Raw genomic sequence first — 13,966 nt, forward strand, 5'->3', positions numbered from 1 at the left:
ATTAGTGGATACGTATACATTGAAGGAAATCATGTCTCAAGGAAACGCTTCAGAAAAAACCTATCAGATCGTCAGCAATATGAATATTCCTAATGATAATGTCGAAGTCGATTATGTATTTACAGGGTGCGGCACATCCTACTACATTGCAATTTCAGCTGCCAGATACTTTCAAGAAATCACTGGAATTCAAGCCAACGCGGTGCCGGCTTCAGAAATTTTTCTTCATGAAAAGCAGGTATTTACCCCCCATAAACGATATAGAGTAGTAAGTATCTCTCGCTCTGGAACCACTTCTGAAATTATTACGGCTTTAAAAGCCATTAAGGCTAGAGAGAATATATCCACTCTAGCCGTAACATGCAACAGTGATGCTGAAATGGCACAACTAGCTGACGATCAAATTAGTCTTGATCATATAAGTGAAAAAAGCGTTGTCATGACTCAATCCTTCACTAACATGCTTTATGCAATTCAACTATATGCTGCAAGATTTGCCGAGAATAATGAGGCATTAAAAGAACTGAAACAGGTGCCTGAATTGTTAAATGAGAATGTAAGTCATGCACATGTTATGAAGGATATAGTTCAAGGTGCAAAAGCGGAGCGGTTTATCTTCTTAGGCGCAGGTATTTATAATGGATTAGCCAAAGAAGGTACACTGAAACTCAAAGAAATGACGCAAACGGAATGCGAAAGTTATTCGAACCTTGAATTTCGTCATGGTCCGATTTCCATTGTGGATGAGGAAACCGTTGTGGTGCTGTTTTCTACAACGAAAATGAGCGAGATCGACCACACATTACTTCATGATATTAAAAATAACGGTGGAAAAACGATTGTGATTGGAGATCTTGGGACAGATTTAACGGCTGATCATGTGATTAATATAGGAAGCAATTTATCAGATGAAGCGAGAGCGGCACTCTATATTCCTTACTTTCAGCTTCTAGCTTATTATCAGTCAATCAAACTTGGCTTAAACCCAGATCAACCTCGTAACCTTAATCAAGTCGTGAAAATATCTCTGCCTTAATAACAGGAGGTCAACATGAATCTTTCACTCGGTATTGATGTAGGGGGGACCAAAATTGCAGCTGCGCTCATTACAAAAGATGGGCGCGTGCTATTTCGAAAAGAAGTCCCAAGTATAACAACGGATAAAGACAAGATGTTTCAGCAACTAAAGAACTGTATTGATCAAGTATTAGAAGAGTCTGGTTACAAACCAGAACACCTACTTGGGATCGGTATTGGTGTCCCTGGAAAAGTCGATATTGAAAAAGGAATAGCCATCTATCAAAACAACCTACCTTGGTCTCATTTTCCAATTGGTCCAAAATTGGAAGAACTTTATCCTACAAAGTCTGTCATCCTTGATAATGATGTTCATATGGCAGCATTTGCGGAATGGTATCAAAGAGGATGTAAAAAAAATGAAACGTTTGCTTATTTAACTATTAGTACAGGGATTTCTTGTTGCATTCTTCATAATGGAGCCATTTTACGTGGTGCTGGTTTTGCAGGTGAAGTAGGCTTAATGTTGACAAGTGCCTCGAAAGAAAATCCAGTGGCTACTCTTGAAAATGTAGCATCCGGTCCAGCTATTCAATCAAAGGCAGCAACCAAAAGAGCAAGACTTCAAATGAAAGAGACTGAACAAATCACAACAGCTACAGTCTTAAGAGATTATTTTCATGGGGAGAAATACGCCTGTTATGTCATGACTGAAGTTTTAAATGATATTAGTAAAGGAATTCACGGCATGATTTGCATGCTCGACCCTCACCAAATTGTTCTTGGTGGCGGGGTCATTAATCATAATCCAGAGTTAATAGACCATATTAAAGCGACAATAAAACCTCTCCTGATTACTGAACAAAGCAGTGCCGTTCATCGAATATCTGTTAGTCAATTGAAAGGAGACTCAGGACTTGTTGGAGCCGGATTAAGACTTCACAACTCATCTGATGGAGGTGCAAATGAAGATTAAAACAAATACACAACGTGTACTAGATGAAGGCATTCGACTAAAAGATCGCTATCAAAAACAGCCTACGATAAACCGCACGTACGTCGATCAAGCGATTCACCATGTTCTTCAGAAAATTGATCAAAATCTTGAAACTTTTACTAACTCTTTTCCTGATTCAAGTAGCCAAGATGGAGTGTACCCGTCCATTGAGAACAATGAATGGACAACGAGTTTCTGGACCGGAATGTTATGGCTTGCTTATGAAGTAACAGGAGATCAGAAATACCGCAGTGTAGCTGAAGGACATCTAACTAGTTTCAAACAGCGTTTAAAGAATCGAATTGCTGTAAATCACCATGATCTCGGATTTCTTTATACGCTTTCCTGTGTTAGTGCTTATAAATTGACTGGTAATGAAGAAGCCAAAAATGTAGCTATTGAAGCAGCAGACTTGCTCATGACGCGTTTTCATGAAAAAGCAGGCATCATTCAAGCATGGGGAGACTTAACGGACCCGTCACAGCGGGGAAGGATGATTATTGACTGTAATATGAATCTACCTTTACTCTATTGGGCTACAGAAGAAACTGGAGATCAGAAGTATAAGAGCGTAGCCGAAAGCCATATCCAAAAGGCAGCACAATACCTTGTGAGAGAAGATGCATCTACGCACCATACTTATTACATGGATCCAGACTCAGGAAATCCACTGTATGGTGACACACACCAGGGATATGCGGATGACTCTTGTTGGGCTCGCGGGCAAGCATGGGGAATATACGGCTTCCCTCTAAGTTATGCTTATACGAAAGACTGGAATTTAATCACGTTAACTAAGAAACTTACAAATTACTATTTAAATCGTTTACCTAAAGACTATATTTGTTATTGGGATTTAATTTTCACAGATGGCAATGAAGAAAGAGATAGCTCATCAGCTGCTATCGCACTCTGTGGATTACTTGAATTAGTGAAACATTTACCACTTACAGATGAAGAGAGACCTTTCTATGAGAACGCTATCAATAATACAACCGAATCACTAGTTAAACATTACACGACAGATGTGCACTCAAATGAAAATGGATTGTTGCGCCATGCCGTTTACTATAAAGGTGGTAACCGCGGAGTAGATGAAAGTTGTATTTGGGGCGATTATTATTATTTCGAAGCGCTTGTTCGTCTCTCGAAAGACTGGAATTTATATTGGTAATCTGGAAAGGAGTTCGATTATGGGACAAATCGGTGTATGGGAGTCAGTAGAAGACGGTGTTAAACGAAATATCTTAACAAGTGGTGAAGATCTAATGATTATGGAAGTTCGCTTCAAAAATGGAGCGATCGGAAATAAACATCAGCATCCTCATGAACAGATTTCCTATTGTCTTGATGGGCAATTTGAATTCACGATTGGCACAGCTCATACGATCATTGAAAAAGGAGAGTCACTTTATATCCCACCAAATACACTTCATGGCGTTAAAGCACTTTCAGATGGTAGTCTTTTAGATTCCTTTAGTCCAGTAAGAGAGGACTTATTAGAAGGAAAGGATTCATGAGTTCTCGTTTGTCAGATACGATTTACTTAAACGCTCAACATAAAAAAACACTACATGCGAAAAAAAAGCTAATCGCCGAGGCTGATGAAGCGCTACAAATACCATTTAGACCTTCAAAGACAGATATCGCAGACTGGGGGCACTATTTTCACTGCCCATATGATGGAGCTGCACTCAATTTCAGCTGGACGAATAATAAGAAATTTGATTGTCCTTCATGCAGGAGAGTCTTTGAAGACTCTCCATTTCTAGGTGGCTGGATGGGAATGGCTCACGGAAAACTAGGAGAGGCAGTTAAACATCTTTCGTTTGCCTACGCAGCTACTAAAAGAGAGGATTATTTATTGAAAGCAAACAAGATCCTTTTGGATTATGCAGAGTGCTACCCTCATTACCGAACACATGGAAAGATCCCTTATAATGGGCCAGGTAAACTTTTCGCTCAAACGCTTGATGAAGCCAATTGGATGATTAACCTTTGTTATGCCTATCACATTGGTAAAGAACATTTTACCAAAGAAGAATTGGAAATTGTAAATAATCAGCTATTTCTTAATGCGGCTACCTTTTTATCTACATGGAAAGAACAACAGATTCATAATCATGCTGTCCATATAACTGTTGCTATTTGTATGATCGGTTCAATATTGGGTAATGATCACTTAATTGAACAAGGGTTTAATGGAGATTATGGATTAAGAAATCAGATTCGTAAGGGCGTACTTGAGGATGGTTTATGGTATGAAGGGTCCTTCTCCTACCATTTTTATACACTTGAATCGATCGTTCAATTAGCACATATCACAGATGATACTCGTCTTTGGTCATTCCCAGAAATCAAAAAGATGTTCGATACGCCCTTATTATTTATTGATAATGAAGGGTTGCTCCCATCTTTGAATGACTCATCCTCATCTATTTCCTTATCTAAATATGCACATCTCTACGAGTTCGCTTTTTCTAGTTATGGGGAAGAGCAGTATCAAATGATATTAAGAAGCTTATACGGCATGCAACCATCAAAGTTTAAACGCGTTCCGCAAGATTCTTATTCATTGTTCTTCATTAACCAATTCGTTTTAAATGATACCAATTGTATAGTCCCATGCTGTAAGAACAATCAAAATAAGACGTTAACTTCAAGTTCTAGCTTAACAAAAATTTCCTGTGAAAATGGATGGCAGGTCTTTCAAAAGCATGCGCCATTTGGTGGTGAACACGATCATCTCGATCAACTAGGTTTATCGCTTAGCTTAAAAAACAAACCGTTTATACGAGATCCTGGCACAACACGCTATAGTGTTCCTGTACACTATGACTGGTTCAAGCATACGTATTCACATAACACCGTTAGTATAAATGGAAGTGATCAACCACCAGCAGATGGGAAGCGTATCAAAGCTGAACAATGCGAATGGGGAAGCTGGGTAGAAAGCGTCGTAGACTGGAAAAGTGATACCTATCTTTTTCAAAATTTAATTCAGTTACCTGAGTCAATGAGTTCCTGGGATGTTGAGAGTTACAAAGATTGTTCTATCCAACGTTTCAATGCTATTACTGATCGATTGTTTCTTGACATCGTTACGGTAAACGTACCAGAAAAAAGAGAAGTGGATCTCTTGTATCACGTCGACGGCCAAATACTTCACACCCAAAACTGGGAAACATCACAAGCAAAATTAAGCAAATTAAATCAAGATTTATTCAACAATAAGAGAGAAATGATGACGAATGGTTCTACATTTTTACAGTGGAAGGCGAACGAAGAAATTGTAAATCAACATAGCTGGTGTTCATCAAAAACGATGCTTTATTTAGCAAACACTCCCGATAATCCTCCCGTTTCTGATCGAGCCACTCTTATACAAAGAAGTGAGCCACATCAATCCATCACGTTTATTAACGTCTTTCAAATAGCTACGGATTTACCAAATAGAGAAGATGAGAATATAGAAGTGATACACAGCGAATCCGACATAAGAATACTTGTCTCCACTCATGCCTCTATATGTGGTGAATTCCGATTAACAAAAGGAAAGAACCACCATTCATCGACCCATTCCTATTTTTCTAGCTAAATTAACGATCAAGGAGTGGTTAATCATTATTGAGACGAAATTAGTAAGCTCACTCACCAAAGTTTTTGCTGATGAAGATTTAACTGAGCCATATGTTTCATTTGCATCTGCTTTATTAGGTGAAACATATTCCTTTCAAGTAGCGTATCGGTCAGATAAATTAGTAAAACAAATGAAGGTCGAAATTCACTCTCAGTTAAATGTAACAGCACGAGTAGTTGGACTGGTGCCTTCTGAGTACCCATGTCACTTTGATTACGATGATCATACCCTGCGTCATACACCAGGATTATACCCTGATCCCTTATTTCCAATTGTAGAAGAAGAAGGGCTTACAGCTTTTCCAAATCAGTGGCGATCGATTTGGATAACAGTGGACATAGAACAAGACGCTAGACCAGGCGACCACCAAATTGACATCACCCTCATTTGCACTAACGATGATCACGTTAAAGAAACTTTTCAATTGAACGTCATTGATGCAAATCTTCCAGAACAAGAAGTGATTCACACCGAGTGGCTACACACGGATTGTATCGCTTCAATTTATCAATTAAAGATCTTCAGTGATAAATACTGGGACACAGTAGAGAAGTATGTAAAGACTGCTGCTGATCATCACATTAATATGATTTTAACCCCTTTATTCACCCCTCCGCTAGATACTGAGATTGGTGGAGAGAGACCGACAGTACAGCTTGTTGATGTAACAAAAGAAGGAGAGAAGTATACATTTCATTTCGAAAAGCTTCTCCGATGGTTTAAAATGTGTCAGAATAACGGCATTCGCTATTTCGAATTCTCTCACCTTTTTAGTCAGTGGGGTGCAAAGCATTCACCTAAAATTATAGGTGATGTAAATGGGAAAAAAGAAAAACTATTTGGCTGGGAAACAGACGCTATGAGTCAAGCCTACCGTTCATTTCTAGCACAATTCTTACCTGCGCTTATTCAATTACTAGAAGAATCCAATCTAACAGATTATTGTTACTTTCATATTTCTGATGAACCGCGAATGGAGCATTTGGAATCTTATAAGAATGCAAGTCGTGTTATGCATGATTACCTTGGTGACCTACCAGTAATCGACGCACTTTCAGATTATACTTTTTACGAAAAAGGTCTTATTAAAAATCCAGTATCATCTAACGATCATATTACTCCATTTCTTGAAAACAACGTTCCCGATTTATGGACTTATTACTGTACTTCTCAATACAAAGAGGTTTCCAATCGTTTTTTTAACATGCCTTCCTCTAGAAATAGAATACTAGGAATGCAATTATATAAGTTTAATATACAGGGCTTCCTTCATTGGGGATTTAACTTCTGGTACTCTTCTTTTTCAAAAAAATTAATTGACCCGTTTCGGAACACGGATGCGAATTACTCTTTTCCATCAGGCGATGCTTTTCTCGTTTATCCCGGGGAGGAAGGGCCAATTGAGTCACTTCGTTTAGAAGTGTTAATGGAGGCTTTTCAGGATCATTCTGCATTACAACTTCTTGAAAGCTATATTGGGCGTGAACAAACGCTAGATCTACTAGAAAACGATTTGAAACAAGAATTAACATTCACCCATTATCCAAAAGATGCTGCTTGGCTTCTGGCCAAAAGAGACGAAATAAATGAACGAATTAAGCTTGAAATAAATGTTCATACTCATAAATAAACCGCCTGAAAGGCGGTTTATTTGTATTACATTTGGTGAATTTTTTTAAATTCTGATGGGCTTTTCCCTTCTTTTGTTCGAAACGCACGGCTAAAGTAATACCGATTTTCATAGCCTGAATGTCGTGCGATTTCATCCATTGTCCAATCCGTGTTGGCGAGTAATTTTTTCGCTTCTTCTACTCTTAGTGAAATCAAATATTCCTTTGGCGTCATCCGAAAAGCTGCTTTAAACCTTCTAGTAAGTTGAACAGGACTAAGTCCTAATTGAATAGAAAGGTCATTCATGCTAAATAGAGACATTAAGCCTTTCTCTTGAATAGTATTTTTCGCATCAATCATCAGCTTATCTTTTTGGCCGATTTGTTTCACATGCTTTTCTTCAAGCTCCCAACAAAACACATTCCAAATATCTCTCAGTATGTAATTAATACGGGACATATTCTGAGAGTGAGTATGATTCGAATACAAAGCCAAATATTCGAAATTAGAAGAAAGTCTTTTAAAATCTCTTAACGTCCATTTTCCACTAATAATGGATTCATCTTCTTCCAATGGCTTTAGTAACGACGGATCTGATAAGTACTCTTTTTTTAATTCCCATTCGAAAATAAATGCAAAAAAATGACAAAGGCTCAATTAACTTCCTTTTAAAAGGTGTGTTAGGTGGACAAAACACGAGGTCACCAACCTGTGCTACACCTTTCTTATCACCGATTGAAAATTCGAATTCACCTTTTTCGACCGCAAATAACACCCACTTAGGGTGGACATCTTCTTCAAATACAAATCGCTGCTTTTCTTTCCAATGAGCTAAATAAATGACCGATGGAACATAGTTTTGCAACGTTTTAGAGTCCAGGATTAATTTCACCACCTTATGAAATAAAGTATAAACAAATGACTCTATATTACATTTTAATAGAAGTTGGCAAGCGATACAATTATATTTAGAAAACTTAAAAAATTATCGAAGGTAACATCAAGGAGGATGTTCATCGCATGAAGTATGAAACAGTCGAATCTGATATTACGGTAATTGGGGGAGGTCTTGCTGGAGTTTGTGCAGCCGTATCGGCCGCTCGATTAGGTAAAACCGTTTTCCTTATCCAAAACAGGCCAGTACTTGGCGGTAATTCAAGTAGTGAAGTAAGAGTGTGGGTAAGCGGTGCTAACGCAGTAGGAACACAAAGATATGCCAGAGAAACGGGCATCATGGGAGAAATGCTTGTTGAAAATCAATATCGGAACCCTGAAGGAAACTCATACTACTGGGACCTGATCGTTTATGAAACCGTGTACAACGAACCCAATATTACACTTCATCTTAATACAGATGTTCATGAAGTAGAAGCCACTGGAGAAAATGACAATCGTGTTATCCAATCGGTTACTGGCTGGATGATGGGATCAGAGCGGAAAATTACCTACAAGAGTGAGGTATTCCTTGACTGTACAGGAGATGGATTAGTTGGTTTTCTCGCAGGGGCCGAATTTAAGTTAGGTAGAGAAGCAAGACATGAGTACGACGAAGAGTGGGCACCAGAAGAAGCTGACAACATCACACTTGGAAGTACCATCTTATTTTATACAAAGGATATTGGAACACCAGTGAAATATGTCGCACCAGCATTTGCAAGAGACATTACCCAAACTCTCATTCCAGAAAAAAGAATCATTCGAACTGGGGACTCTGGCTGCTATTATTGGTGGATTGAATGGGGCGGCGAAATGGATACCGTACATCAAAACGAAGCAATACGAGATGAATTATGGGCAGCCATTTACGGAATCTGGGACTACATTAAAAATTCTGGGAAGTTTGATGCTGACAACCTAGTTCTTGAGTGGGTAGGGTCTGTTCCAGGTAAAAGAGAGTACCGCCGATTTGTAGGCGATTATATGCTAAATCAAAATGATATTATTAGTCAGAGACCATTTGATGATCGAATTGCTTTTGGTGGATGGTCAATTGACCTTCATCCCCCAAAGGGCATGTATACTGGAGAAAATGCATCCAAGCACCTTTTCCCTGATGGTCTATATCACATTCCATTCCGCTCTTTATACTCACGCAACGTTTCGAACATGTTTATGGCGGGGCGGAATATCAGCGCAACCCATGTAGCATTCGGAACTACTCGAGTGATGGCAACTTGTGCGGTTATGGGGGAAGCTGCTGGAGTAGGCGCCGCTCTATGTGTGGACAAACAACTGACGCCACGTGAACTGTATGAAAATCATTTCAAAAGTGTGCAGCAAACTTTGCTCAAACAAGATGCTTCAATTATTGGAGCTAGAAACGAAGATGAAAGGGATCAAGCTAAACTTGCAACGATCAGCGCATCAAGCACATATCAAAAGATTGCCATTAACACACCAGCTGAACTGTACTCTTTAAAAAATGATGTGGGTATCTTGTTTCCAGTTGATCAGAAGCTCACTTCAATTGAACTTTTAGTCGATGCTACTATAGAAACAGAAGCGATTATAGAAGTATGGGATACAGGTAGAGGTGAAAATTACATTCCTCGTACATTGCATAATGAGAGGAAAGTAACCATTCCAAAAGGTGAGAAGCAGTGGATCACAGTTAGCATTCCCTGGACACCAAACGGTGAACAAAATGCTTTTATCGTGATTAAGGAAAATGAACAGCTAGCTTTATGGAAGTCAAAACAGCCACTATCCGGGGTGTTAACTTTTGAAAAAGGAGATATTCCGATCGTTGACCCTAACTTGTCCCAACAACCCGAGCAGTTAGTCGTTCAGTGGTCAATGAAAAATCTTACACGACAGCCGTTTTGTTTTAAAGTAAGTGATCCAATCGGAACTTACTTACCAGATAAAGTCATTAATGGTTACCACCGACCATTTGGATCTCCACATATGTGGATGTCTGAATCCACTGGAGGGGAAGAGTGGATCGAGTTAACCTGGGACAAGCCGGTTCAAATGAATGAAATCCACTTAACCTTTAATGATGATGTGAACGAATACTTAATTAACCTTCACTTTTTGAAAACAGAATTCGATATTATGCCAGAGCTAGTTGCCAACTATCGTATTGAAATGAATTTGGATGGTCAGTGGCAAACGGTAGATTCAATCAAATCTAACCGAAAAAGAAAGCGCGTCCATCATTTAGAAACCTTTACTACTGATAAAATACGTGTGGTTATCGAGGAAACCAATGGTTCACAGCACGCTGAACTGATCGAAGTGAGAGTCTACTAGTATCTAAATTAATAAACTCTCACAGGTGAACAGATATGCTATTGTAATAATATCTCAAAAGAAATCGAATTTTCAGGTAAGAAAGTCTGTCACCAAAGAACAGTCTAGGAGGGAATTCATGAATGCAAAAACAGCTGTAGAGTCAGAGAGGTCACTTTATACGAAATCGGAAACAAAGAAGAAAACGCTGATGACAAACTTATGGAAGTACAAAAGCTTCTACATTATGCTTGCACCGGGGTTAATTTGGTTTTTCATCTATAAGTATCTACCAATGTACGGCGTTATTATCGCGTTTAAAGATTACAACGTGATGGAAGGCATCACGGGGAGCAACTGGGCTGACCCATGGTATAAATATTTCCAAATTTTCTTTGATTCCCCTTATTTCTACCAACTATTATCCAACACATTGATCATTAGTTTATACAAAATTCTTTTTGGAATGGTTCCGAGTATTGTACTCGCTATCTTTCTAAATGAATGTAAAACAATGTGGTTTAAAAGATGGATACAAACGCTAAGCTACATGCCACACTTTCTATCTTGGGTAATCATTTATGGAATTTGTATCGCTTTCTTGTCAGAAAGCACAGGGTTATTTAATCGTTGGTTAACAGAAGGGGGAGCATCAAGCATTCCTTTCTTAACATCAACAGACTGGTTCCGTTCGATATTAGTAGGATCTGAAGCATGGCAAAGTCTCGGATGGGGAGCCATTATTTATTTAGCAGCGATAGCCGGAATTAATCCTTCTCTCTATGAAGCAGCAAAAGTAGATGGGGCGAATCGCTTTCATATGATCTGGCACATTACACTACCAGGAATACGTAACGTTATCATCCTTTTGTTTATTTTAAAGCTAGGACATATGCTTGATGCTGGTTTTGAACAAGTTTACATCATGTATAACGTCCAAGTATATGAAGTGGCTGACATTATTGATACGTGGGTTTTCCGAACAGGACTTGAACAGATGAACTTCAGCCTTGCTGCATCAGTAGGATTATTTAAGTCAGCAATTGGCCTTATTCTTGTCATCGGAGCGAACCAAATTGCGAAGAAATGGGGCGAAAACATATGGTGAAAAATAAAGGAGACCGCGCCTTTGATCTACTTGTAACGATATCTCTCATCCTAGTTGGTGTACTATCCGTTTTCCCCTTGCTTTTCGTCGTTGCAGTATCTCTAACCCCGATCGAAGAAGTATTGAAAAATGGTGGATTTGTTCTGATTCCTGAAGCGATTAACTTTGATGCGTATACTCACCTTTTATCTCAACCCAAAATACCAAAATCGTTTATGGTCACCATTTTTATTACAGTTGTTGGAACGATCATTAACTTGATTCTTACTACGTTAATGGCGTATCCATTAAGTCGTAAAAATTTACCTGGTCGCAACATTTTCATTTTCCTCGTCGTCTTTACACTCTTATTTAACGGCGGGATCGTACCTACATACTTAATTGTAAAAGCAACTGGTTTACTTAATTCGGTGTGGGCAATGATTATTCCGAATGCGATTTGGAGCTTTAATGTTCTTATCATGAAAAGCTTCTTTGAAAACTTACCAGAAGATATTTTCGAAGCAGCTCGAATTGATGGTGCAGGCGAATTTAGAATTCTCGGGCAAATTGTACTCGCTCTTTCGAAACCCGTTATGATTACAATTGGGTTATTCTATGTCGTTGGTCACTGGAACGAATTTTTCCAGGCTGTTATGTACATTACAGACCCTGCCCTAAATCCTCTCCAGGTTGTGGTTCGAGATATTCTTGTACAAAATCAAGATCAAATCGAGAACGTGGATGCAGTTATACCGACAGCTACCATTCAAATGGCAGCCGTTATTATTGCAAGCTTACCAATCATTGTGATTTATCCATTTGTTCAGAAGCATTTAACAAAAGGTATGCTACTAGGTTCGATCAAAGGATAGAAAACGATCATGTCAGAAGCAGAACATAGAATGAATGCCATACTCGTAGGGGAGAAACAATGAAACAAGTAAGAATTGGATTAATCGGTATTGGATTAAGAAGTTCTATTGCAAAATATTGGCATCAACCGGATGGAGAATCCGTTGTTGTAGCAGCAGCAGATCTATCCATCTCTAAATTAAAAGCCTTTCAAAAAGATATAAACAAAGAAACCTATATTACGACAAATTATAAGGAACTTTTAGAACGAAATGACGTAGATGCCGTTGTTATTACAACACCTGATCACTTACATGAGGAACATGCCATTGCAGCATTTAGAGCAGGAAAACACGTGTATTGCGAGAAACCATTAGCCATTTCAGTGGAGGGGTGCGATCGTATTCTCGATGAGTGGGAGAAGTCAGAGAAGCATCTTATGATCGGGTTTAATATGAGGTACATGAATATGTTTCGAACGATGAAAGGAATTGTTGACTCTGGTGTAATAGGTGACATTAAAGCCGTTTGGGTTCGCCATTTTGTAGGGTTAGGTGGAGAGTATTACTACCATGACTGGCACGCTAACTCTGCAAATACGAATTCTCTTTTACTCCAAAAAGGTTCTCATGATTTAGATATTATCCACTGGATAACAGGAAGTTACACCAAAAAAGTCTCAGCATTTGGTAGCCTTGATTTCTTCGGAGGAGAAAAAGATAACAATCTTACGTGTCCCACTTGTGATCAAAAACATGACTGCACGGAATTTAGCACTACTCCATTGAATCAATGCGCTTTTCGCAATGAAGTGGATGTAGAAGACAATAACATGGTCATTATGGAATTAGAAGGTGGCATTAAAGCTTCTTATTTACAGTGTCATTTCACCCCAGATTATCAACGCAACTATACGTTTATTGGCACAAAAGGAAGAATTGAAAACTCTGAACCGGATGGAAAAGTATATGTGGAGACGAGAAAATCTAACACCTGGCATGAATATGCTGATCAAACGTACGACATAAAGACGGCAGAGGGAAGTCATGGTGGAGCCGATCCAGTCATATGTCAGGATTTTGTAAATCTTGTTCTTCATAATAAACAACCGCTCACAACTCCTTATGCTGGAAGAATGAGTGTCGCAGTTGGTTGTGCGGCGTCAGAATCCATTCGGGCTGGAGGAAAAGTGGTACAGGTCACTCAGCGAGTTGGATCTGAAAAGACACAAAGCACAGGTATGACTTAACTAAACATCACGAGAAAAAGAAGGATAAAGAGGTGTATCTGAATGGTTGAATTAAATGGCTTATGGGGCAAATTTTATCGCATTACAGAATGGGTCGCTCGTCTTGTATACGTTCAATGTCTATGGCTCGTATTCTCGATTGTTGGGCTTTTGGTCGCAGGAATTTTCCCTGCAACAATGGGCATGTTTGCAGTCGTACGCCGCTGGCAACTCGGAGAGACAGATGTTCCTGTTTTCCCTGAGTTTTGGACTACCTATAAACAAGAATTTATAAAG

At 38.9% G+C, this 13,966-nt stretch carries 13 protein-coding genes; 11 read left to right on the forward strand and 2 right to left on the reverse strand.

Going from position 1 to position 13,966, the window contains the following annotated elements; translation table 11 throughout:
- Positions 1–4 precede the first annotated feature (4 nt).
- The 6 genes from ACIFPW_RS18735 (at position 5) to ACIFPW_RS18760 (ending at position 7,284) form a co-directional block, all read left to right on the forward strand.
- On the forward strand, positions 5–1,036 hold the full coding sequence (locus tag ACIFPW_RS18735; RefSeq protein ID WP_430246568.1) for an SIS domain-containing protein: 1,032 nt from the start codon (positions 5–7) through the stop codon (positions 1,034–1,036).
- A 15-nt stretch (positions 1,037–1,051) separates the two neighbouring features.
- A complete protein-coding gene (locus tag ACIFPW_RS18740) occupies positions 1,052–1,993 on the forward strand; it encodes an ROK family protein (protein ID WP_430246569.1) in 942 nt (313 codons plus the stop codon).
- Positions 1,983–3,188 (forward strand): glycoside hydrolase family 88 protein, encoded by a 1,206-nt coding sequence (locus ACIFPW_RS18745; RefSeq protein WP_430246570.1) that lies wholly within the window; start codon positions 1,983–1,985, stop codon positions 3,186–3,188. The genes ACIFPW_RS18740 and ACIFPW_RS18745 overlap by 11 nt, the downstream gene beginning before the upstream one ends.
- Positions 3,189–3,207: 19 nt before the next feature.
- Entirely contained in the window at positions 3,208–3,534 is a 327-nt protein-coding gene (locus ACIFPW_RS18750; RefSeq protein WP_430246571.1) for a cupin domain-containing protein, read from the forward strand.
- On the forward strand, positions 3,531–5,612 hold the full coding sequence (locus ACIFPW_RS18755; protein WP_430246572.1) for a heparinase II/III domain-containing protein: 2,082 nt from the start codon (positions 3,531–3,533) through the stop codon (positions 5,610–5,612). The genes ACIFPW_RS18750 and ACIFPW_RS18755 overlap by 4 nt, the downstream gene beginning before the upstream one ends.
- A gap of 172 nt (positions 5,613–5,784) precedes the next feature.
- Positions 5,785–7,284, forward strand: coding sequence for a DUF4091 domain-containing protein (locus ACIFPW_RS18760; protein WP_430246573.1), 1,500 nt, complete (start codon positions 5,785–5,787; stop codon positions 7,282–7,284).
- 26 nt (positions 7,285–7,310) lie between these two features.
- On the opposite strand, the gene ACIFPW_RS18765 is transcribed toward ACIFPW_RS18760, so the two are convergent.
- Both ACIFPW_RS18765 and ACIFPW_RS18770 read right to left on the reverse strand, forming a co-directional pair.
- Positions 7,311–7,922 (reverse strand): helix-turn-helix domain-containing protein, encoded by a 612-nt coding sequence (locus ACIFPW_RS18765; protein ID WP_430246574.1) that lies wholly within the window; start codon positions 7,920–7,922, stop codon positions 7,311–7,313.
- On the reverse strand, positions 7,825–8,160 hold the full coding sequence (locus ACIFPW_RS18770) for a cupin domain-containing protein (RefSeq protein ID WP_430246575.1): 336 nt from the start codon (positions 8,158–8,160) through the stop codon (positions 7,825–7,827). The genes ACIFPW_RS18765 and ACIFPW_RS18770 overlap by 98 nt, the downstream gene beginning before the upstream one ends.
- Positions 8,161–8,285: 125 nt before the next feature.
- Here ACIFPW_RS18770 and ACIFPW_RS18775 point away from each other — a divergent pair, with 125 nt between their 5' ends.
- The 5 genes from ACIFPW_RS18775 to ACIFPW_RS18795 form a co-directional block, all read left to right on the forward strand.
- Positions 8,286–10,520, forward strand: coding sequence for an FAD-dependent oxidoreductase (locus ACIFPW_RS18775; protein WP_430246576.1), 2,235 nt, complete (start codon positions 8,286–8,288; stop codon positions 10,518–10,520).
- A gap of 190 nt (positions 10,521–10,710) precedes the next feature.
- The gene (locus ACIFPW_RS18780; RefSeq protein ID WP_236690353.1) at positions 10,711–11,607 is read left to right on the forward strand and encodes an ABC transporter permease; all 897 of its coding nucleotides are present in this window, start codon (positions 10,711–10,713) and stop codon (positions 11,605–11,607) included.
- Positions 11,601–12,461, forward strand: a complete 861-nt coding sequence (locus tag ACIFPW_RS18785; protein WP_048309424.1) for a carbohydrate ABC transporter permease — start codon at positions 11,601–11,603, stop codon at positions 12,459–12,461. The genes ACIFPW_RS18780 and ACIFPW_RS18785 overlap by 7 nt, the downstream gene beginning before the upstream one ends.
- 59 nt (positions 12,462–12,520) lie before the next feature.
- Positions 12,521–13,690 carry a Gfo/Idh/MocA family protein gene (locus ACIFPW_RS18790; protein WP_430246577.1) on the forward strand — a complete coding sequence of 390 codons (1,170 nt, stop codon included), beginning with the start codon at positions 12,521–12,523 and terminating at the stop codon, positions 13,688–13,690.
- 42 nt (positions 13,691–13,732) lie between these two features.
- A partial coding sequence (locus ACIFPW_RS18795) for a YesL family protein (protein ID WP_430246578.1) occupies positions 13,733–13,966 on the forward strand: 234 nt, incomplete at its 3' end.

This window comes from Pseudalkalibacillus sp. NRS-1564 (assembly GCF_050467905.1).
In the GTDB taxonomy this organism is placed as follows: domain Bacteria; phylum Bacillota; class Bacilli; order Bacillales; family Guptibacillaceae; genus Guptibacillus; species Guptibacillus hwajinpoensis_B.

Bases quoted from the DNA above. Each gene is read 5' to 3' on its own strand.
- ACIFPW_RS18740 (WP_430246569.1), top strand. From the start codon at position 1,052: ATGAATCTTTCACTCGGTATTGATGTAGGGGGGACCAAAATTGCAGCT.
- ACIFPW_RS18745 (WP_430246570.1), top strand. From the start codon at position 1,983: ATGAAGATTAAAACAAATACACAACGTGTACTAGATGAAGGCATTCGA.
- ACIFPW_RS18750 (WP_430246571.1), top strand. From the start codon at position 3,208: ATGGGACAAATCGGTGTATGGGAGTCAGTAGAAGACGGTGTTAAACGA.
- ACIFPW_RS18755 (WP_430246572.1), top strand. From the start codon at position 3,531: ATGAGTTCTCGTTTGTCAGATACGATTTACTTAAACGCTCAACATAAA.
- ACIFPW_RS18760 (WP_430246573.1), top strand. From the start codon at position 5,785: ATGAAGGTCGAAATTCACTCTCAGTTAAATGTAACAGCACGAGTAGTT.
- ACIFPW_RS18775 (WP_430246576.1), top strand. From the start codon at position 8,286: ATGAAGTATGAAACAGTCGAATCTGATATTACGGTAATTGGGGGAGGT.
- ACIFPW_RS18780 (WP_236690353.1), top strand. From the start codon at position 10,711: ATGACAAACTTATGGAAGTACAAAAGCTTCTACATTATGCTTGCACCG.
- ACIFPW_RS18785 (WP_048309424.1), top strand. From the start codon at position 11,601: ATGGTGAAAAATAAAGGAGACCGCGCCTTTGATCTACTTGTAACGATA.
- ACIFPW_RS18790 (WP_430246577.1), top strand. From the start codon at position 12,521: ATGAAACAAGTAAGAATTGGATTAATCGGTATTGGATTAAGAAGTTCT.